23 protein-coding genes and 1 tRNA gene are annotated in these 20,128 nt (G+C 49.3%); 12 read left to right on the forward strand and 12 right to left on the reverse strand.

From position 1 onward, the window contains the following. Positions 1-21: 21 nt before the first annotated feature. Positions 22-240: a lysine biosynthesis protein LysW gene (locus ACBZ72_10760; protein ID XES76648.1), complete on the reverse strand. Its 219-nt coding sequence runs from the start codon at positions 238-240 to the stop codon at positions 22-24. 251 nt (positions 241-491) lie between these two features. Between ACBZ72_10760 and ACBZ72_10765 the strand changes: the two genes are divergently transcribed. Next, positions 492-902: an AsnC family transcriptional regulator gene (locus ACBZ72_10765; protein XES76649.1), complete on the forward strand. Its 411-nt coding sequence runs from the start codon at positions 492-494 to the stop codon at positions 900-902. 14 nt (positions 903-916) lie between these two features. On the opposite strand, the gene ACBZ72_10770 is transcribed toward ACBZ72_10765, so the two are convergent. Next, entirely contained in the window at positions 917-1,357 is a 441-nt protein-coding gene (locus tag ACBZ72_10770) for a DUF523 domain-containing protein (GenBank protein ID XES76650.1), read from the reverse strand. Between the two features lie 48 nt (positions 1,358-1,405). Further along, positions 1,406-1,711, reverse strand: coding sequence for a hypothetical protein (locus ACBZ72_10775; protein XES76651.1), 306 nt, complete (start codon positions 1,709-1,711; stop codon positions 1,406-1,408). Between the two features lie 367 nt (positions 1,712-2,078). On the opposite strand from ACBZ72_10775, the gene ACBZ72_10780 reads away from it, so the two are divergent. Next, a complete protein-coding gene (locus tag ACBZ72_10780; GenBank protein ID XES76652.1) occupies positions 2,079-3,104 on the forward strand; it encodes an isocitrate/isopropylmalate dehydrogenase family protein in 1,026 nt (341 codons plus the stop codon). Here the strand turns inward: ACBZ72_10780 and ACBZ72_10785 are convergent, their stop codons facing one another. Continuing rightward, positions 3,105-4,259: an OB-fold nucleic acid binding domain-containing protein gene (locus ACBZ72_10785; protein ID XES76653.1), complete on the reverse strand. Its 1,155-nt coding sequence runs from the start codon at positions 4,257-4,259 to the stop codon at positions 3,105-3,107. It lies immediately after the preceding gene. Positions 4,260-4,398: 139 nt separating this feature from the next. Here ACBZ72_10785 and ACBZ72_10790 point away from each other — a divergent pair, with 139 nt between their 5' ends. Then, positions 4,399-4,659: a DUF131 domain-containing protein gene (locus tag ACBZ72_10790; GenBank protein XES76654.1), complete on the forward strand. Its 261-nt coding sequence runs from the start codon at positions 4,399-4,401 to the stop codon at positions 4,657-4,659. A 7-nt stretch (positions 4,660-4,666) separates the two neighbouring features. Further along, positions 4,667-4,972 carry a DUF131 domain-containing protein gene (locus ACBZ72_10795; GenBank protein ID XES76655.1) on the forward strand — a complete coding sequence of 102 codons (306 nt, stop codon included), beginning with the start codon at positions 4,667-4,669 and terminating at the stop codon, positions 4,970-4,972. On the opposite strand, the gene ACBZ72_10800 is transcribed toward ACBZ72_10795, so the two are convergent. Further along, the gene (locus ACBZ72_10800; protein XES76656.1) at positions 4,969-5,094 is read right to left on the reverse strand and encodes a hypothetical protein; all 126 of its coding nucleotides are present in this window, start codon (positions 5,092-5,094) and stop codon (positions 4,969-4,971) included. The genes ACBZ72_10795 and ACBZ72_10800 overlap by 4 nt on opposite strands. Before the next feature lie 89 nt (positions 5,095-5,183). After that, positions 5,184-6,110 carry a molybdopterin-dependent oxidoreductase gene (locus ACBZ72_10805; protein ID XES76657.1) on the reverse strand — a complete coding sequence of 309 codons (927 nt, stop codon included), beginning with the start codon at positions 6,108-6,110 and terminating at the stop codon, positions 5,184-5,186. A 122-nt stretch (positions 6,111-6,232) separates the two neighbouring features. On the opposite strand from ACBZ72_10805, the gene ACBZ72_10810 reads away from it, so the two are divergent. Next, the gene (locus ACBZ72_10810) at positions 6,233-7,327 is read left to right on the forward strand and encodes a metallophosphoesterase (GenBank protein ID XES76658.1); all 1,095 of its coding nucleotides are present in this window, start codon (positions 6,233-6,235) and stop codon (positions 7,325-7,327) included. Positions 7,328-7,377: 50 nt separating this feature from the next. Here ACBZ72_10810 and ACBZ72_10815 read toward each other — a convergent pair whose 3' ends face one another. Further along, positions 7,378-8,181 carry a YhfC family glutamic-type intramembrane protease gene (locus tag ACBZ72_10815; GenBank protein XES76659.1) on the reverse strand — a complete coding sequence of 268 codons (804 nt, stop codon included), beginning with the start codon at positions 8,179-8,181 and terminating at the stop codon, positions 7,378-7,380. A 186-nt stretch (positions 8,182-8,367) separates the two neighbouring features. Between ACBZ72_10815 and ACBZ72_10820 the strand changes: the two genes are divergently transcribed. The 4 genes from ACBZ72_10820 to ACBZ72_10835 are packed head-to-tail and all read left to right on the forward strand — an operon-like array spanning position 8,368 to position 13,481. Next, entirely contained in the window at positions 8,368-10,440 is a 2,073-nt protein-coding gene (locus ACBZ72_10820) for a hypothetical protein (protein XES76660.1), read from the forward strand. Between the two features lie 29 nt (positions 10,441-10,469). Continuing rightward, positions 10,470-11,561: a tungstate ABC transporter substrate-binding protein WtpA gene (gene wtpA / locus ACBZ72_10825; protein ID XES76661.1), complete on the forward strand. Its 1,092-nt coding sequence runs from the start codon at positions 10,470-10,472 to the stop codon at positions 11,559-11,561. A 51-nt stretch (positions 11,562-11,612) separates the two neighbouring features. After that, positions 11,613-12,407 carry an ABC transporter permease gene (locus ACBZ72_10830; GenBank protein XES76662.1) on the forward strand — a complete coding sequence of 265 codons (795 nt, stop codon included), beginning with the start codon at positions 11,613-11,615 and terminating at the stop codon, positions 12,405-12,407. Positions 12,408-12,422: 15 nt separating this feature from the next. Next, complete coding sequence (locus tag ACBZ72_10835; GenBank protein XES76663.1) at positions 12,423-13,481, forward strand: ABC transporter ATP-binding protein; 1,059 nt, start codon at positions 12,423-12,425, stop codon at positions 13,479-13,481. On the opposite strand, the gene ACBZ72_10840 is transcribed toward ACBZ72_10835, so the two are convergent. Together ACBZ72_10840 and hsp20 are read right to left on the reverse strand one after the other, a co-directional pair. Next, complete coding sequence (locus ACBZ72_10840; protein ID XES76664.1) at positions 13,482-13,916, reverse strand: hypothetical protein; 435 nt, start codon at positions 13,914-13,916, stop codon at positions 13,482-13,484. It lies immediately after the preceding gene. Between the two features lie 42 nt (positions 13,917-13,958). Next, complete coding sequence (hsp20, locus tag ACBZ72_10845; protein XES76665.1) at positions 13,959-14,558, reverse strand: archaeal heat shock protein Hsp20; 600 nt, start codon at positions 14,556-14,558, stop codon at positions 13,959-13,961. Positions 14,559-14,786: 228 nt separating this feature from the next. Here hsp20 and ACBZ72_10850 point away from each other — a divergent pair, with 228 nt between their 5' ends. Beyond that, on the forward strand, positions 14,787-16,346 hold the full coding sequence (locus ACBZ72_10850) for an ATP-binding protein (GenBank protein ID XES76666.1): 1,560 nt from the start codon (positions 14,787-14,789) through the stop codon (positions 16,344-16,346). On the opposite strand, the gene ACBZ72_10855 is transcribed toward ACBZ72_10850, so the two are convergent. Further along, entirely contained in the window at positions 16,343-17,170 is an 828-nt protein-coding gene (locus ACBZ72_10855; GenBank protein ID XES78681.1) for a metallophosphoesterase, read from the reverse strand. The two genes, ACBZ72_10850 and ACBZ72_10855, sit on opposite strands and share 4 nt — an antisense overlap. A 23-nt stretch (positions 17,171-17,193) precedes the next feature. Next, a complete protein-coding gene (locus tag ACBZ72_10860) occupies positions 17,194-18,021 on the reverse strand; it encodes an inositol monophosphatase family protein (protein XES76667.1) in 828 nt (275 codons plus the stop codon). A 354-nt stretch (positions 18,022-18,375) separates the two neighbouring features. Between ACBZ72_10860 and ACBZ72_10865 the strand changes: the two genes are divergently transcribed. Together ACBZ72_10865 and ACBZ72_10870 are read left to right on the forward strand one after the other, a co-directional pair. After that, positions 18,376-19,386 carry an NAD(P)-dependent alcohol dehydrogenase gene (locus ACBZ72_10865; GenBank protein XES76668.1) on the forward strand — a complete coding sequence of 337 codons (1,011 nt, stop codon included), beginning with the start codon at positions 18,376-18,378 and terminating at the stop codon, positions 19,384-19,386. Then, positions 19,383-19,853, forward strand: a complete 471-nt coding sequence (locus ACBZ72_10870) for a flavodoxin family protein (protein ID XES76669.1) — start codon at positions 19,383-19,385, stop codon at positions 19,851-19,853. Before ACBZ72_10865 ends, ACBZ72_10870 begins: the two co-directional genes overlap by 4 nt. A gap of 25 nt (positions 19,854-19,878) precedes the next feature. Here the strand turns inward: ACBZ72_10870 and ACBZ72_10875 are convergent. Beyond that, positions 19,879-19,985: transfer RNA gene (locus ACBZ72_10875), tRNA-Met, on the reverse strand. Positions 19,986-20,128: the final 143 nt, after the last annotated feature.

Consider the following 20,128-nt stretch of genomic DNA (forward strand, 5'->3'; position numbering starts at 1 on the left):
AGTGCTTTGTGTGGATACTGTTTATTCGCCCCAGTCTTCTCCTTCCAGAGTCAGTTCCTGAAGGTCAACGCATCCACCGTGAACTTGTTTCACTTCAAGTTCTAGTCCGCATCCTGGGCAGCTTAGAATTTCCCCTGCGGCAGTGTCTTGTGGAACGTCTAGGTCGGCGTCACAATCGGGGCATTTAGCTTTCATTGCCTTCACCTCGTTAGTTTCCAATTTTGCTGTTTCTTTACTCATTTTGGTTATCTCACTTTATTTTTGGAAATATCAGTGTGAGTTGCTCGCGTTTCTTTTAAACATTGCGACTTATTTGCAACACATTAGGCTTCTAATGTCCCAAATGAGACATCAAAACAGCGCCACCCGCAAGGACCCTTCCGAAAAAACTCAGCTCACACATCAAACACAACGAAAAACGCATCAAAAACCACCAGAAAATACGAAATCATTAAATTCAAATAAACCAACAGTACAACGAGGAAACACTGTTGGACGACGTAGACCGCAAAATTATCCAAATCCTAAAAGATGACGGACGCGCAGGATACATCGACATAGGCAAACAAATCAGCCTATCCGAAGGCGCCGTCAGAAAAAGAATCAAAACCCTCTCCGACACAGGAGTCATCCAAAAATTCACCATCAAAGTGGGGGTTACAGAAGGCGCCGAAGCCATCGCCCTGCTCTCTGTCAGCCCATCCCTGCCAACACAAGAAGTCTCCAAAAGAATCCAGAAAATCCCCAACGTAGAAACCATCTACGAAGTCACCGGCGAATACGACATCGTGGTGGTTATCAGCGGCATAAACGTGGTTGAAGTTAACGAGGGAATAGAGAAAATCCGCCGCGTCGAAGGCGTAATGAAAACCAACACCATGATTGTCCTACGCGGCGCATAACAATTGACAGCCACTTAAACCTTGATGGCGGATACTTTGATGCCGTTTCGCTTCAGCAACGCCGCCGTCACCCCATCCCCATCTACCAACTTGTCAGAGAAGGTGCCATCAAAAAGTTTCCCGCAACCACAAGAAGGACTCCGTTCGGTGAGCAGGGCTTCGGTGGCGCCGATGTTTTTTGCGATGCTCAAAGCTGCTTGGGCGCCCTTCAAGAACTGGCTTGTTACGTCCACGCCATCCATGTTCACCATGCAAGCTTTTCCATCCAAAACATCGCCACCGTCGCCTCCTTGGATTTCGGCGGGGACACGGGGTACGGTTAAGCCGCCTAAAACTTCGGGGCATACAGGGAACAGGTTGCCTTTGGCGAACTCCTCCAGCAACGTTTTCTGTTGCCAGTTTTTTGCCTCAAAATTACAGTTAACGCCCAGCAGGCACGCGCTGACCAGTTTCATGACTCAAAGGCAGGAGCGGGCGTTATTATTTCTTTCAGCGGACAGCACCTATTTGGGTGGGGCAAGATGGTAGGCTGTGAAGAGCCCGTCGTAGTCGCCGTAGATGCCGCGCAGGTAGTTGCGGGCGGCTTGAAGGTTTTCGGCGGGGGGAATAATTTGGAGGTAGTTGTCGGCGCGGATGACTTCGTGTAGTTTGCCGGTTTCAGTTTTAACTATGGAGAACCGCAGGTAAGAGCTGCCTGACTGAAAAACGGCTACCTCTCCGCTGCGGGGGTTACCTTTGCGTACGTCTATGGTTTTTTTGCCTTCTTTAAGCCAATGGTAGACTTCTTTTTTGGCAGTAAACAGCGGCATTTGTGTTTCACCTAAAAAAGGTTAACGCAGCGGTAAATAAAATCATCCGCATCATCGGAGTCCAAACGCGAATCTCCGCGCATTATTTGAGGTTAAGGGTCAGAAAGCCGATTTTAGCCCAATTCAGTCGAATCACGCCGTTTTGCGCCGTTTCAAACCACAGAAAAACCCCATTTCAACGCCCAAATCAAAAATACAACCCAAAACGGGCGCCACACAGAAAAACAGTGAAGAAACACACAGACAAACCCGGCGGTATACAAAAGCATCAACAACCTTCGCTTAACATCGGGTTCCACCAAATAAATCAACAGGCAAAGAAGTAACAAATATTTACAAGCCCACAAATACAGAAACGGTCATACCCATGTCTAAAACTTACAACATCGCAGTTCTCAAAGGCGACGGAATTGGACCCGAAATAACCGACGCCACCATAAAAGTCCTGGAAGCCATCCAAGAGAAAGCGGAATTTAAACTCAACTTCCTCTACGGAGAAGCAGGCTTCCACTGTATTGAAAAATTCGGCACCAACCTGCCTGAAGAAACCATCGCCCTGCTCAAACGCACCGATGCATGCCTTAAAGGCCCCATGACCACGCCCGAAGAAGCAGGCGCCCCCGTCAGTGCAGCCGTCAAAATCCGCAAAATCTTCAACCTCTACGCCAACGTACGACCCTGCAGAAGCTTCCCCTCCGTAGAGTCCATTAAACCTGACTTGGATTTTGTGGTTGTGCGGGAAAACACTGAAGGACTATATGCAGGCGCGGAATTTGCCGTCGCACCCGGCGTTGGCATCGCATACCGCATAATCACCACCGAAGCCTCCACTCGGGTGGCAGAGTTCGCGTTTAAGCTGGCGCAGTCCCGCAAAAAACACCTCACCTACGTCCACAAAGGCAACATCTTGCGTGTCACGGACGGCATATTCAAAGACGCCATGAAAACCGTCGCCAAAAAGTACCCCGACGTAACCGTGGATGACCAACACATCGACGCGGCAGCCATGCAACTCATCAAAAACCCACAATTCTTCGATGTCTTGGTCACCAGCAACCTGTTTGGCGACATCCTAAGCGACGAAGCCGCCCAAGTCGTTGGCGGACTGGGCTTAGCGGCGGGGGCAAACATCGGCGACACCTACGGCATGTTTGAACCCGTCCACGGCAGCGCACCAAAATATACGGGCATGAACCGCGTCAACCCCATATCCATCATCATGGCAGCGGCACTTATGCTCAAACACTTAGGCGAGCCCGAAGCAGCAGCAAAAATCGAAAAAGCCGTCACCAACGTGCTTGCTGAAGGCAAGGTACGCACCGCAGACCTTGGTGGAACCGCAACAACTACCGACATGACTGACGCCATAGTGCAAAAAATCCGCCAAGCCTAACTATATTCGACGAATAACGGTTGCCGACCGCGTCGACAACTCCATTTTTCCACTATAACCCATTTTGGCGTAAACGTTTTCCAGCAGGATTTTTTCGCCAATCATAAGCTCGCTTGCGGTTTCGGAGTGTTCTCGCCAAGCTGTCACCCGAACAACACCTGTCTCGTCTTGCAAATCAAACGAAGCTAACCGCACCGTTTCGCCCTTGGAAGTTTTAACTTCTCGCGCCAAAGGCACTGAAGCCACTTCGCCTTCCACGCAGACGTCGTCGGAACCCTCAGCTAAGTCGCCAATTTTCACCAAATCCAGCGGCACCTCCGAAACATCAACGTAAGTGGAGAAATCCGCGTGCACTTCAACTTCGTTGTTTTGGCTGGGTTTTACGCGGGCATTCACAATTTGGATGGGGGCGCCTCGGCGAAGCTTGGTTTCCACTTCGTCGGCTTTCTCATTCCAGAAAACCACAACCACCTCACCTGTTTCGTCGGCAACTTTGGCACGCAACACTTTACCGGCAGTCTGGTCGCTTCGGGTGAATGTGGAGGAGGAGAACACGTCGGTGACCTTGCCTTCCACCGTCACACTCTTCGAATTAAGCGTTATTTGGTCCAGTTTGGTGGCGAGCTTGCTTATTGTTGGGTAGTCGCCAGGGTTGATGTTCTGAGGGTTAAGGTCTAGGCTGCTTCGGTCTCCCATATGCAGCTCGGGGGTTCCGTATTTGTCGGCTTTGGTGTAGCCGTGGGCGAACTGGACAATTTGCCCCACTTTCAGTTCGCCAGCCTCAACCAAGTCCGCTTTCTCATTCCACAAAACCACCCGAACAGACCCATCGTTGTCCACGATGGTGACGCTTGCCAGCTTTCCAGATTTGGCGCCCTCAAAAGTCCGCACAGGAAAAACCGCCACCACGCGTCCCGTAACGGTGGCGTTGTTTAAGCCCACAACCAAATGCCCCAAAGAAAGCCGGTGAGTCGCAACCCCTTCTTCGCCTGCTACGTCTACACCTAACTCTGCGGCAATCATCCTCAAAAGCGACGCGTCCGCAATCAAACCTCCCGTCATGTTGCGGGCAACCGAAAGCCGAAACATCAGTTGCTCGCGCCCAACTTCGGGTTTTTTTGTGAGGATTTGCTGGATTATATCTTCGGGGGTCATGAGGACTCAAGCGCCGTACCAATATTTGGCGGCGTAAGTTTTAAAGGTCGTTGCAGCAAACCCAGAACGGCTATGGTCAACAAGCAGATGCAGGTTTATTAGAGAATCAACCTCTGAAATAACACGGAGGATACAGACAGTGGATGCTGCAACGCTTTACTCTTTGGGCGTTACGCTGATTTTTGTAGGCATCTTAGTCTTGGTTGCCGCCGTGATTTTGATAAGCATCACACAGGGCAAGAAGGGCGAAACGAAAACGGCAGGCGCAATCATCATTGGTCCAGTGCCCATCATTTTTGGGTCAGACAAGAAATCCGTCAAAACCATCCTGACGCTTTCAGTGGCGTTAACCGCACTGCTGGTTGCCGCCATGCTAATTTACTATTTTCTACTGAGGTAAGCAAAAAATGAAAACTGAAAACTGTGAAAGCGTGGAAGAGCAAACCTCAACAGGGTTTGGTAAATGGGGGTGGGTTTTCGCCGCGGGTTTTGGCATCATCATAGTAGGCATGCTGCTCATTGGGGCTTCTTCGGCGTTTAGCGGCAGCGGCTCCACCAGCACAGGCATCGTCATTTTCATTGGACCATTTCCCATCGTCTTTGGTTCAGGTCCAGACGCAGCATGGCTCATCCTCATCGGATTAATTATTGCAGCTATAAGTGCGGTTTTGTTTGTGGTTAGAAGAAGAAAAGCAGAAACGTGGGTTGGTTAGTCTTTTTCTTCTTTTTCCTCGTCTTTACCGTAGTACGCATCTAGCAGTATAATTGCAAGCGTGACAAAGGTAGCAGACATGGAAACGCCGATGAGAATCTGGAAATATCCGCCTATGTCCATGGTAGGTTCCTCATGTGATGTTATTTCATGTGGAGTTTAGGTATTTAAACCTAAACATTAACCGGTGAATCAACGCTTTTTGGGGTGGGCTAGTAGACTATGATTTCGGTGACGAATTTTACCCAGAACTGTGCCCACTTGTACTGGTCTGTCGGGCAGAAAAGCCTGTAAGGTCCGCCTTCAGTGTGTGCCATGGGCATATCGTTTTCGAAGCACCCCAACATCATTGCACCGTCTTGAACTTGGGTGAAGGAGTAGTTTTTGGTGTAGCCGTCCACAGCGTTGACGACGATTTTTTCGGCTCTGGAGGACACGCCAGCCATGTCCAGCAGCTCCATGATGGGCATGCCAGTCCAGTTTGACCAACGTTTAACGCTGGGCGCAAACTCCGCGTACACGGTGGTGGTGGGGAAACTGGTGAGGTTTGCGCGAGTTATGGTCAAGGGGTTAGAGATTTCTGGCCCGGTTATGGTTATCATCCAGGGTTTAAAGTTAAGTTCGGCAACGTTTTGGACTTGGTATTCCATGGGGAAGTAAGGAGCAATGAGCTGCACTGGCCCACCTGTTTCGCTGGTCAGCCATTCCCCGTTTTTCACGAAGACCAAAGTGATTATGTTGTTGGTGTAGTAGTAGGGGTATGCACTGCTGTTGTAGGCGTGGAAAATGTTTAGGGTGGCTTTGGCGCCGTCGGTGCTGATTACGTCAATTGGCCCAACATCCCACCCAATGCCTGTGAGATTGCAGAAGTCGTAGAAGGGCACACCCACGTAGGTGACGTTTTCGCCAGTAAAATCGGCGGTGACATTGGTGAGGGGCATCTGGGTAAGTTCTTGAAGAGTGATTGACTTTTCTTGCCCCACATCGCCGGTGAGTTGGATTTGCCATTGTGGCGGTTCACCAGCAGGAAGCGAGCTTGGTTCCGAGGGACTGGCAAACTGGGTGAAATAAACTGTGAATGCGGCGGCTAAAATAACAACTATGGCTATGACGGCGTAGAGTGCGTTTTTTTTGTTCATTTCCCTTTCGTCCTAATCAACAAGCGGCGAATTAACGATATGCTTTTATAGACACAACGTTGCCGTTTAATAAGACTTTCGCAGTAACTGATAAGTCTGTAAACGCAAATGAAGGATAAAAAATGAAGAAACGGGCTCAAGTTAAGTTTGTTGCGGTGTTTTTTGTAGTTGCGGTATTTTGTGGGTTGGTTCAGTTCAGCAGCCAGCCAAGCACGGTTTGTGCTAAGGCGGTTTCAGACGCATCCATGGTTGCGGATGCATCCATAAACGCGACTTCGGGGGGGAATTTCTCGGTGATTTGGATTACCGACACACAGTACCTTACTGAAAGCTACCCAACATACTATGAGGGCTTGTGCCATTGGATAGTGAACAACGCAGAAAAATACAACGTCCAAATGGTAATTCACACTGGCGACATAGTGGACACCGAGGGCAACACTACCCAGTGGGAATGCGCAAACAGGTCCATGAGTATACTTTGGGATGCAAATATTCCCTACACTTGGAACGCGGGCAACCACGACTACAACGCAACCTGCTGGATAGGCAACCAGTACGCAGCGTTTAATCCAGCAAACTTTGCGCAAGAACCGTACTGGATAGGAGATTTTGGTGATGGCCAGAACACGGCAGTTCACTTTGCATATAACGGGATGGAGTTTTTGGTTGTGAACTTGGAGTACAACGCGGATGATGCAGCATTGGCGTGGGCAAACAACGTGTTAGATGCGTATCCAGATGCGCATGCCATCGTGGGTGCACATTTCTACCTTAACCGCACAGGCGGATACGAAACGTGGGCAACCAACCTAAAACAAACCATTCTGGCAACTCACCAAAATGTATTCCTAACCTTAAGCGCCCACGTGTACCCGTTGGCGTATTCAGGTCTGCAGACCCGAGTCGGGGACAGGCACGAGCTGGTGTTTAACCGTCAAGAAAAAGACAGTGAAATGGGAGCTGCAAGCTTGCGGATTCTGACCTTTGACACTGCCAACAACGTAATTGACGTGCAAACCTTTGTGATTTACTCCAACATATTCCTAAAAGACGAGCACAACCAGTTCACATTGAACACCAACTTCTGGAATGCCGCAGCAGTGAACGAAGAAATCCCCGAGTTCCCAACCGCCATTGCCTCGGTGGCAGTGTTAGCCTTTGCCACAGCCATTGTGGTCGCTGTGGGAAGGGACAAGAAAAAACAGAGAACATAGACACCTGCCTGCCCCCTTTTCCTATGGCTAACTTTAGCGGCGCACTACCGCTACCGGATTAAGTTACTTTTTTGTGCAGACTCGTTTTCGGCAGGGCTTGATTTGGGCAGGCGTCTTGTTGAGAGAAAGGCAACGGCAACAGAGACAACGGCTAACCCGAAGATTAAGGCTTCAAACACGGGCAAAGTAAGTGTTGAGGCGAAGGGCACAAAGAAGTCGATAAAGCCCATGGGCAACGCCAGCAGGAAATAGCGTTTTTTGTGAAATGCCGCGGCGATTAGGCAGAGGTAGCCCCACGCGAAATGTATCAGGAGGGAGGAGAAGCGTTCAAGCACGCCATAGCCGACCAGCGGCAGCGCTTCGGAAGTGGGATAAAACAGGGTGGGCTGTGTGTTTACGAGCTGCGTGTAGATTGTTGAGGCAATTGCCGTGTCTGAGGACAAGAGGGTGTAGATGAAGACCAAGTTGATTAAGGGCAGCACCCCTAACAGGACACCGTTTTCGTAGAAGGATAACCCCAACCCGTAGGCTTCGGCGTCTCTGGCGTCAAGCCGTTTTCGTGATGTGGCATACCATGCGACGACGTAGGCGATGCCGACCTCGAAAAGCATTGTTTGTAAACCGTAGTATACGCCGACGGGAACGCTTTGGGCTCCGAAACTGGAAACCACCGCGGAGGCAGTGAAGAACTGCAGGACATATTTTAGGGCAATAGCGAAGACGTAGGCTATGGCGGTGTAAAGCAGAATTATCCATTTGAAGCGGCGTTTTAGCCGCCAGTACAGAATTAGACCTACGCTGAGGGCAGTGACTATGAGGGGTTGAAGCACAAATAGGAGGTTTATGTTCTGCATAGAGTTCCCCTTATGCTGTTTGGGCAGGTTTGTTTATATGGTTATGCGCCCAAGCGAATACAGGCAAAAGAAACAGCCGCACTAAGCCCGCAGTGTTAAAATTGTTGGGGGTTTTTTCTTCAAAAACTCGAAATGCTTTTATATACATAACGCTGATTTTGCGCCATAAAGGAGCGAAATCTAAAAATGAGTTCTCAAACAAAAGGCAAATTCAACACTCAAGTAATTGCCGTAATTGCCATCATTGTCATCGTTGTCGCAGCAGTCGCAATCTGGCAAAGCGGTGTGTTCTCGCAGCCAGAATCCTCGCCCAGCCCAAGCCCAACCATTAACCCCACCAGCAACCCTAGCCCAACTGTCGTTCTACCTGACATGACCCTAACCGTTATTGGCGCAACTGGAGAACAGGTCGTCTTAAACGCACAAGACGTCGCAGCGCTTGAAGCCTACACCGCCAACGGCGGGTACAAAAGCAGCGGCGGATACATCGCAGCCGTAGGAAGCTACACAGGGGTACCCATTGTAACCCTCTGCGATATGGTCGGCGGAATCAACAGCGACCAAACACTCACCATCACCGCATCCGACGGCTACTCCATGGTTTACACCTATGACCAAGCACACGGCGAAGGCTTCACCACCTACGACCCCGTCACAGGAAGCGAAAAAGACGCCACACAACCCATGACCATGGTAGCTAACTACTTCATGGACGGCGCCGATTTACCCTCCGACGAAGGACCCCTCAGAATCGGCGTCTTAGGATCGGATGGTTTACTCACTGAAGGACACTTCTGGACAAAAATGGTCTCCAAGATAGAAATCACCAACAACGTCAGAGACTGGTCCATAACCGTTGACTCCACAGGCGACACAGAACCTTACCACATGGACCGCCAAGCATTCACAGCCGACTACAACCACTTCACCCTCAGCTGGACTGACGAAAACGGCAACGTCTGGGCAGGCACAGCTCTGTGGCGATGGGTATCATGGTACAACTACAACGGCGGCATCAGCAACGACACCCTCAACAAAGGCTACCAAGTTAAACTCATAGCCGGCGACGGATTCTCCACAACATTTGACGACAGCGAAGTTTACCTTAACGACGACATCATAGTTGCAAGCACCATAAACGGCGGAGTCCTCTCGGAACCATACTGGCCACTCACCATCGTAGGCCCAGACTTGACAGGACAACAAATGATCAAAAACATGGTCCACATCCAGATAGTGCTCGACGAAACCTCAGCTTCTCCATCCCCAGCAGCCACTGCCACTCCAAAACCGACTGCTACCCCAACTTCCACACCCGCACACACCTCAACCCCAGCACCAACAACAGCTCCAACAACCACCCCAACACCCTCCCCATCCACAGCACCAACCCAAACCTACGACCTAACCGTCAATGGCACATCCGCAGTCACCATGGCCCAAACAGAGTTTGAGGCACAAGTCGCCACAGATGAAGTTACATGGACAGACAACAATGGCGGCGTCTACACAGGAACCCCACTTTACCAAATCGTAACATGGGGCGTGGATAACGGTGCAATAAGTAGCGACGCAATCGCAGACGGCTACGTCGTCAAAGTCATCGCATCCGACGGCACCACTTTAGCGCTTAATGACAGCCAAATCGACATGAACACAAACATCTTCTTAGCAAACGAATACAATGGGGAAGCACTCGCAAGCGACACTGGACCCTTACGGCTCACTGGGGCAGATTTAAGCGGAGGCAAACAGCGGCTAAAATGCGTGACCCAAATCCAAATCATGCCCATGGACCGTGACATGATTTTGACGGTGAAAGCAGCTAACGGAACAAGCGTCACCTTGTTTGCTAATGACATAGCCGCCATGGAAAGCTACACAGCAAACGGCGGAACCCGCAACAACGCAGCCATACTTGGCAACTTCGGCGAATACACTGGAATACCCATCATGGACCTGCTGGACTTGGTTGGCGGAGTCACCAGCGCAAATTCAGTTAAAGTAATTGCTTCAGACGGCTACGCATCCATCTACACCTACGGACAACTAAGTGGAGAAAGCGTCGCCATGTATAACGCCGCGGGCGAAGTTGTTACACCTACACAGCAAATAACCATGCTTGTCGCATACTACGTGAACGGAACCAGCATCGATTCAAGCGCAGGACCCTTGCGGACAATGTACGTTGGATCCGAAGGACTCTACTCTCAAGGCAACATGAACTCCAAGTTCGTCACAACCATCGAAATAGTCTAACAACGCTAAAAGTCAGGACACTGAGCTAAATGAAAAAAACCTACGCGACGGCGGCAGTGATCATAGCAGTGATCCTGCTTGCCTCCACCTACTTTTTTGTTTTAAACAACAACCCAGAAGAACAACAACCCAAACAAGTGCTCAAAGTTTACTGCGCCACCAGCCTCGAGTATCCACTGGCAATTGTAGAAGCTGACTTTGAGGAAGAATACCCCAACGTGGATTTACAGGTTCAGGGGCACGGAACAATCCAAGTAATCAGACACGTCACAGAGTTAAATCAAGAACTTGATGTGGTTATGGCAGCGGATTACTCGCTGATTCCAACCATGATGTACCCCACCAAAATTTCAGGCACCGACCAGAGCTACGGCACTTACTACATCCGATTCGCAACCAACACCATGGTTCTTGCGTACACCAACACCAGCAAATACTCCGACGAAATCAACGCCGACAACTGGTACTCCATCCTCACGCGTCCCGATGTGAAGTTCGGGTTTGCTAACCCACAACTGGCTGCACTGGGATACCGCGCTTTAACAACCATTCAACTCGCCCAAGACTACTACAACAAACCCACACTGTTTCACGACTTAATCACCGATAACATGAACCCGCCGATAAACTCCATCGCCAGCGGAACCGGCTACACCATCACCGTTCCCGACACGCAGCAGCCGAAAAACGACAAAGTCACTTTGCGGTCAAGCGAAATAGACTTAATTGCTCTGCTTCAGTCCGGGTACCTTGACTACTCATTCATTTACCTGAGCAACGCAAGACAGTACGATTTTGGCTACATAACGTTGCCTGACGAAATCAACTTGGGCTCGCCACAACAGCAAAGCAACTATGAACGCGTCCAAGTTGTCTATGACCACCAAAGATTTGCTACCGTGAACCTTGACCGCACGGGCGAAAACATCTACTACGGCTTAACCATACCCACCAATGCGCCAAACCCGGAATGGGCAGAAAAATTTGTAGAGTTTGTTTTGGCGGGACAGGGAAAAACCGACTTTGACAACTGCTACCACCCTATCTACACTCCAGCATACACTGACCACATCGAGAACGTTCCAGCAAGCCTGCAGTCACTTGTCGCTGCAGAACCCTAACCTTTTTTTAAAAAGCACAGATAACCTCCAGTAGTGGACGGAGAGATAAGTGTGGGTTGGATAAAAGAGAAGTCCCTCTTCATCGCGGCATCCCTAATCTTAAGCGTAATTATGATACTGTTTCTGATGGTTCCAATAATAGGCACCTTGACAAGTTCAGCTTCAGGCATCCCCGCAGCCTTAACAGACCAAAGAACGCTTAGCGCAATATGGACCAGTTTTTACTGCGCCTTCATAGCCACAGCTTTCATGTTGCTGCTGGGCGTGCCATTTGCTTACCTGTTCACCCACACGGAATTTCACGGAAAAAAACTCCTTGACTCCTTAATCGACATCCCCATACTTTTGCCCCACAACACCGCAGGCATCGCCCTGTTTGCCATTCTGGCGCCAAGCTACCCCATCGGAGCCGCCTTCGCCAAGTTAGGCATAGGGTTTGTGGACACGGTGTGGGGCATCGTGGCGGCTATGGCGTTTGTCAGCGCCCCCTTCATGATACGCAGCGCCCAAGAAGCCTTCACCTCCATAAGCCCCGACATGGAAAAAACCGGGCGCAGCTTAGGCGCAACACGGTTCAAAGTATTTAGGCATGTTACTTTACCGCTGGCGTGGCGGGGCATCCTAACGGGGTGCTTACTGACATGGGCAAGAGCCGTCAGCGAATTCGGAGCCGTAGCCATAATCGCGTACTTCCCCAAAACCGCACCCATCTACCTCTACGACACCTTCGTCACATACGGGTTAAACGCGGCGCTTCCAGTGAATGCGGTACTGATAATTCTTGCCATCACGATTCTGCTGGTGTTTAGGGCAACTGTGTTGAAATCAAAAAAGCTGATACCGTAACGCGGAGGAAAAAAAGTGGCACTGAAACTGGAAAACATCACAAAAACATGGCGCGGATTCAAACTTCAAAACATCAACCTAACAGTCGAAAAAGGTGAATACTGCATCATTTTAGGACCCACAGGGTCAGGCAAAACCTTGCTGCTGGAAACCATCATGGGCTTCCAAAAACCCGACACGGGCAAAGTTCACCTTAACGGAGCCGACATCACGGGTCAGCTGCCTGAAAACCGAGGCTTAGGCTACGTCTCCCAAAACTGCACTCTATTTCCCCACCTGAACGTGCAGCAAAACGTCGAGTTTGGCCTAAAAATGCAAGGCACCCCGCAGGCGCAGAGAAGCAAAATCGCCCAAGACACACTAAAATCTCTTGGAATTGCAGCGTTGGCAAATCGGTCACCAGCCACTTTGAGTGGAGGAGAAAAACAGAAAACCGTCATCGCGCGGGTTTTGGCGGTGAAGCCCACCACCATCCTGTTGGATGAACCATTGACGGGGTTGGACCCTGAATCTTCACGGGAGCTTAAAGCCATCCTCAAGCAAATTCACAAAGACGGCAAAACCATCCTACACGTAACCCATAACCAAGTGGAAGGCTTCAGCTTGGGCGAACGCATGGCAATCATAAAGGCGGGGCAGATAGAGCAAATAGGCAAAACCCGCGACGTCTTTGCTCAACCCAAAAACAGGTTTGTGGCAGGTTTCTTGGGTTACGAAAACATATTCCCCGCCCAAAGGGCAGAGCAACAAAACGGTGTACAGTTGGTTCATGTGGGGAACATGGTTTTGCGTTCATTAACAAAGCCCTCAACCGACAGGTTCAGTATTGCCATCCGCCCCGAAGACATCAACGTAAACCTCACAGAAGTGGAAAAGGCGGCGTGGAACATTTTGGAGGGAAATGTTGTGGACTTCACCGACCAGGGACCACACGTGGCGGTGACGTTTGAGGCGGGGCTACCCTTAATGGCGGTTATGACTAAAAGCGTGTTTGTGGAGGCAAATCTGGAGGTAGGGCAGAAGGTGTGGCTTTCCTTTAAGCCTCAAGCCGTGCGGGTAATCGAAGAAGCCTGATTACGTGGTTGGGGTTTTCCACTCTTTCATTAAACAATCATAAAGCTCGTCGCGCTCGTCAACAACCTCGTACCAGCCAAGGTTTTTGGCGATTTTCTGCGCAATCAAGTGGTAACAAAGGTGGGCTTTTTTGTCTAAGACCCGAAAATAAAAATCGTCACAGGTGCAGAATTCGGCTTCAGGCATCAAAAGGTATTCCCGTTCGCGCCCAATTACAATCCAGACGCTGCGGTTGCTGGGTTTGAAGCGGTATTTTTTGATGCGGTTTTCCTTAAGTGCCTCCAAGGCTTTGGTGAAGCGTTGCCCAAAAAGGTCGTAGAGTTCGGTGAGGTTTTTGCCTGAGAGTTTATCCTGGGTTTTTGCCTGTTTGCATATGGCGTTTAAGCGGTCGATTTCGTTGGGTTCTTGCTTGTCGGGTTTATCGGTTTGAGTCATTTAGGGCACACGCTGAAGGTTAACAGAAAGAAAAAAGGGCGGTTAGCCGATGTCTATGAGGGTTCCTTTAGGTTTAGAGTTCTCCACTTTTGGGAAAACGATTTCTAACACGCCATTTTTGTAAGTGGATTTGGCTTCGTGCACGCGGACTTTTGAGGGCAACATAACTTCCTTGCCGTACTTGTATTGGGGCGTATCCACCGTAATCTCCACAGAATCCTCGGTGCCATGCAGTTTAATGTCAGTTTTCTCCACGCCCGGAAGCTCCACCACCACACGGACTTCGCTGCCGGTTTCCACAACATCCACCAGAGGTTCACGTTCCTGCTTAACCTGAGGGAGCCCTTTTTGGGATTTCTTTATGTTGCCAAACTCTTGAAATTCAGGTTTACCATCAGGCCCAATCTTCATGCTGTACCCGTAAACAAACGGCCCAAACTCTTTAACAGTGCTTCCATCAGGAAGTTTGCGTTCTTTAACGTAATCTTTGGGAACTTTCTCGGTGAAATCCTTGAATTCATGCTCCATCATTTTTTCCATTTCGCGAAAAACACGGTCAATGTCTCCAAAGAAGGGGTCTCCACCAAAGGGAGCTTTGCGGCGCCGTGTCCATTCAGGGAAAGATTCGTCATCTGAGGACATTTACAAATCACCAGTAACAATTGCGTTTTCCGCTCCAATAAGGTTTACCCCAAAAAATAAACAAAACGCCACAAAAACTGGTTCTCTCGAAGATTAGCTGAAATGCACAAATATTTTATATTACGACACGTCATCGAGAGTTAGAAGTTACTAGTGTGGCGGATTCCTCTGGAAAACAGTTCAAAAACCAACAAGCCAAACGCGATAATCAACAGTGGGAACTGCAATATGGAAGAGACACGGTGCCGTAGCCTTTTTGATGTCAGCCCAGATGGGGTGTTGTTGGTGACATTTGAGGGGAACATTTTTTTAGCCAACTTTAACGCGCGGCAAATGCTGGGTATAACTGAAAAAGAGCTGAAAACCAAAACCATTGAAGATATAGGAGTAAGCAAGGAGCAGCTAACAGCAGCATTCAAAGGACCAGACCGAACAAACAATACAAGAATCGAGCTGGAAGTTAAAGGCAAAGAAGTCCCCTTTTACGCGGAGATTTTCGCCAGCACTTTTGTGGACTGCGATGGCATAACCAAAATAATTATGAAAATAAGAGACATCAGTCAACGCAAAAAAGATGCCCAATCACTCGAGGAAAGCGAAGAAAAATATCACTCGCTTTTTCAAAATATGCTAAACGGCTTTGCATACTGCAAAATCATCACGGACGAAAATGGTGAAGTGGAAGACTTTGAATACCTCGAAGTCAACGACGCGTTTGAGCAGATAACGGGACTTAAAAAAGCTGAGGTTACAGGAAAAAGAGTCACTGAAGTAATCAAAGGCATAAAAGAAGCCCATCCTGAACTGTTCGCAACCTATGGCAGGGTAGCCTTCACGGGAAAAACAGAGAAATTTGTGATTTATTTCAAACCGTTAAAAATTTGGCTTTCAATTACAGCGTACTGTCTTAAAAAAGGCTACTTCGCGGCGGTCTTTGAAAACGTCACGGAACAAAAACAGAACGAGAAAAAGCTGGAAGAGTACTCTGAAGGGTTAGAATTCACCATTGCCGCCCGAACTGAAGAGTTATCCAACATTAATGACCGCCTTTTGAAGGCTGAAAGGTTTGCAGCCATCGGCGAGTTGGCGGGCATGGTTGGGCATGACTTGCGCAACCCATTAACCGCCATAAAAAACGCTGTTTATTATCTGGACAGAAAACAAGGTCCCTCAATGGATGCAAAGACCAAAGAAATGTTTAAGGTAATTAACAATTCAGTTGCGCATGCTAACAAGATTATAGGTAACCTGCTTGAATACTCCAAAGAGATAAGTTTAGAAATCGAAGAAGCCACACCTAAATCGCTTCTTGACTACATACTGTTAATGGTTCAAATTCCGTCACACATAAAAATACAGGACCGCACCCAAGATAACCCCATAATTTGGGTGGACTGCAACAAAATTGAGAGAGTGTTCATAAACCTCATAAAAAACGCAATTGACGCCATGCCTGAAGGGGGGACACTGGAGATAAGAAGCCGCCATGTCGGGGAAGAAGTGGAGTTTAGTTTTTCTGACACAGGCTCAGGCATGACGGAGCAGAACAAAGCCAAAATCTTCATGCCGCTGTTCACCACAAAAGCGCAGGGTATGGGTTTTGGGTTAGCCATATGTAAACGCATTGTTGACGCCCACGGGGGCAGAATCAGCGTAGAAAGCACATTGGGCAAAGGAACCACGTTCACAGTGACTCTTCCCGTGGAACAAAAACTTCGGGTCAAAGAAGAGGAAAACATGATAATTCAAACAGACCAATACGATGCCCTCCAACATGACCTGAGTTAAAAACGCGTAAGCTGGCTGTATGTTCCCAGATAAGTCCCGTCCAAGAGATACGCCTCCGAGTTTTCTACATCCACCGCTTTGGAACGCAGAACAGGACCAACCAACGCCTCGCCTTCAACGCCTCTCTTGTGGTATGCTTCGTTTATAGGTCTGCCACCTAAAAAGTCATTAAAACTGGGCATAACAAACAACTGTTTGGTTTGAGGCTCAAAACCGTAATGCTTCTTCACAGTTTCAGCAGCGGTGCCTTGGAGTTTCACGCCGTTTTTCTGCAGTAGAAGTCGCGCAAAAAATTCGGTGTTGCAGTTGGCTTTTAACCAGATTTGCCGCGTCAACTTCACTCCTGCAGGGTCATGGAAAACCACCACCGGATGTAGATGCCCCATGAAAAGCGTTTTGCACTGCAACAACAGGGGGGAAGGCCATTTGTGTCCATGAAACATACCCACGTCGCCCTCAACTAAGCCAGTTGCGGGATGCATGATTACGCCTTGGGGAAGCATGGGTTCAAGGTTGGCGTCGTGGTTGCCCCGGATGATGCCGATTTCTTTCACTTTCCCGTAAAGTTCATCAAAAAAGTCAGGTATGTCATGCCACTCGCCAGGCTCATTGGCAGTCACGGTGTATTTTACGTCTCCCAAAACCAGCAGACCATCAGGCTTAAACTCTGAGAGCAGCACAAGGAGTTTTTCAAGAAGCCGCGGCATCTGGCTTGGCACGTAGATGCCTTTCTCTTGAAGCGCCATCTCCCACCCCAAATGCGGGTCAGCGATAATCAGGGTGCGTTTGGCGGCTGTTTTCACCAAGGCTGCAGGGTGAGGCATCAAGAGAGTAAACATCGTTTTGCCTACTTTGGCTTAAGCAGCTGCAGGATGGACTGGTGAATTGCGGAGTTGCCTGACGCCACAAACTTTAACGTCTGCCTTGGGTCTAACGGGACATCAAATGCTTCCCCGTTGGGCGCTGAGAGCAAACCGCCTGCCTCCTGAAGAATCAAAAAGCCAGCAGCCACATCGGTTGTCCGCAGTTTCCCGCGGATGTCCACAAACGCGTCGGTTAAGCCTGCTGCAACAAAGCAGAGTTCCAACGCGTTGGCGCCGAAATGCCGGATATGCCTGGTTTCCTGAATTAGCTCCGACAGTTGAGGTGCCACTTCTTTGGCTTTGTAGGTGTTCAAGTCTAAGCCAATGAGGGCTTCTGTAAGGGAAGTGACGGTGGAGGTTGTGATTTTTTCGTTGTTACAAAAGGCGCCCTTGCCCTTGGCGGCGATGTAGGCGTCGCCGTGACGCAGGTCCGTCACCATGGCGGCGTAAACGTCGGAGAGTAAGGGTTTTTGGGAGACGGCTATGGAGGAGCAGTAGAAGGGCAGCCCGCGGGTTAGGTTGGTGGTTCCGTCAATGGGGTCAACTGTGACGTAGCAGTCGTTAGGTTGATTACCGTAGGTTTTTATGCCTGACTCCTCACTCACCAACGTAAACGACACATCATGCCGCAGAAGAACATCCACGAGGGCTTTTTCCGCCGCCAAATCCACCAGCTTCATCTGGTCTCCACCCGCGCCCCTGCCCAAGTCAGGCTGCGGGTCCTTAAGAGTTTTAAGCAACGGCTGCAAGTTGGCGGCGACTTTTGTTTTGCATTCAAGAAAGATGGGCTGCCAATCAAAACTTTGCACCATAAAGATTCATCCTTAGGGTGATATGCGGCTTCTACCCAATAAAGACAACCTTAAAAAGCACAGTAACAAAAACGAACCTATTTGCCGCCTATTAGCATCCAAATAACAATTCTATGCAGAACCTATAGAGGGGTCTACCTTTCTGCGGTTTCCGAAGCAACACCAAAAAAACTAGAACCGAAAAACGTAGAGGAAAAAGGGCTATCGGGAGTAGCTGACTTCACGGCGGGTTTGGTTTCGCATGCAAACGGGCAGGTTCTTCCGTGTAAGCAAGCTATCTTTAGATTCAAAAATATTATAACTGTGCACACGAAAGGAAAGACAGTGACACACTCAGCTATTATGGGAATACCTTTGAAAGCAATCATATGGACAAAATATGGCGCCCCAGAGGTTCTGCAACTGCAAGAAGTAGACAAGCCTACTCCAAAAGACAACGAAGTTCTGATAAAGGTACATGCGACGACGGTGACGGCGGGGGAATGCGAAATTCGGAGTTTAAAGTTGCCATTTTGGCTCCGGGTTTCTTTGCAGTTGTGGCTGGGAATTAGAAAGCCAAGGAAGAAAATTTTGGGGCAAGAGGTAGCGGGGGAAGTTGAAGCAGTGGGCAATGATGTGGAACGGTTTCGGAAGGGCGACCAAGTTTTTGGAACCACGGGTTTCAGTTTCGGCGCCGACGCCCAATACGTTTGCTTACCTGTAAAACCTCAAGAAGGGAACCTGGCGATAAAACCAGCCAACGTAACCTTTCAGGAAGCTGCAGCCTTGCCGTTAGGCGGGCTTGAAGCGCTCCATTTTCTCAGGAAAGGAAACATCCAGTCGGGGCAGAAAGTGCTGATTGTGGGGGCAGGCGGAAGCATAGGCACCTTTGCGGTGCAGCTTGCCCGCTACTGTGGCGCAGAAGTTACGGGTGTTGATCGCGCAGAAAAACTTGACATGATACGCTCCCTCGGGGCAGCCCACGTTATTGACTACGCCAGAGAGGACTTTACTAAAAACGGTGAAACCTACGATGCCGTCCTTGATGTAGTGGGCAAGAGCCCCTTTTCGGGCAGTGTCAAATCGCTCAAGCCCAATGGACGGTATCTTTTGGCAAACCCAAGTCTGTCAGATATGCTTCGAGGGCGTTGGACCTCGATAAGGGGCGGCGGCAAGAAGGTAATATTTGGAGCATCGGACGCAAAGCCGGAAGATTTGATTTATCTCCAAGACCTGCTTGCAGCAGGAACGATAAAAACAGTCATAGGCAAAAGTTTTCGGTTGGAGGATATTGTCGAGGCACACCACTACGTGGAGAGCGGACAAAAAAAGGGAAACGTAGTTATTACGGTAGAGCACGATTACGGGAAGGTTGGTTTGGCTTGAAATCGTTAATCGTTGTGTATTCGTATCATCACCTGAACACCCAAAAAATCGCCGAGGTCTTTGCAAAGGTTCTTGGGGCAGAACTCAAAACGCCACAGCAAACAAACCCAACTGAACTGGGGGATTATGAGGTGGCGGGGTTTGGCGCGGGGATAGACAGCGGAAAACACTACAAGGAACTGCTCGACTTCGCAGATAGGCTTCCGCAGGTGGATGGCAAGAAGGCATTCATTTTTTCAACCAGCGGCGTTTCAAACCCCAAGTACAAGCAGAAAATCCATACGGAGCTTAGGGAGAAACTGCAGGCGAAGGGTTACCAGATTGTTGATGAGTTTAACTGCCACGGGTTTAACACAAACAGCTTTCTTAAGGTGTTTGGCGGCATGAACAAGGGCAGACCCGACGCAAAAGACCTCAAAAACGCAGAGGCGTTTGCAGTGAACCTAAAACAAAAACTACAACCTTAAAGTGCCATTTGCCAAAAATTGGTTTTGGTGCCGGGGGCGGGATTCGAGCCCGCGACCTCTGGCAATGGGCGTTTGGCCCTTTTGTCTCCAGATTATGAGTCTGGCGCCCTAGCCAGGCTAGGCTACCCCGGCACACCTCTGTTTGAGGTGCCTTTGCAGCCAGTCTTAAGGTTATTCTGCATGGTTTGAGATAAAGCTTTTTAATTCTTCCACAAAGTCTCGCCCTACAGCAGGCGTACCTACGGGCACAAAAAAAGCAATGCAGAATAAAACGG

The organism is Candidatus Bathyarchaeia archaeon, from assembly GCA_041447175.1.
Lineage (GTDB): Archaea > Thermoproteota > Bathyarchaeia > Bathyarchaeales > Bathycorpusculaceae > JADGNF01.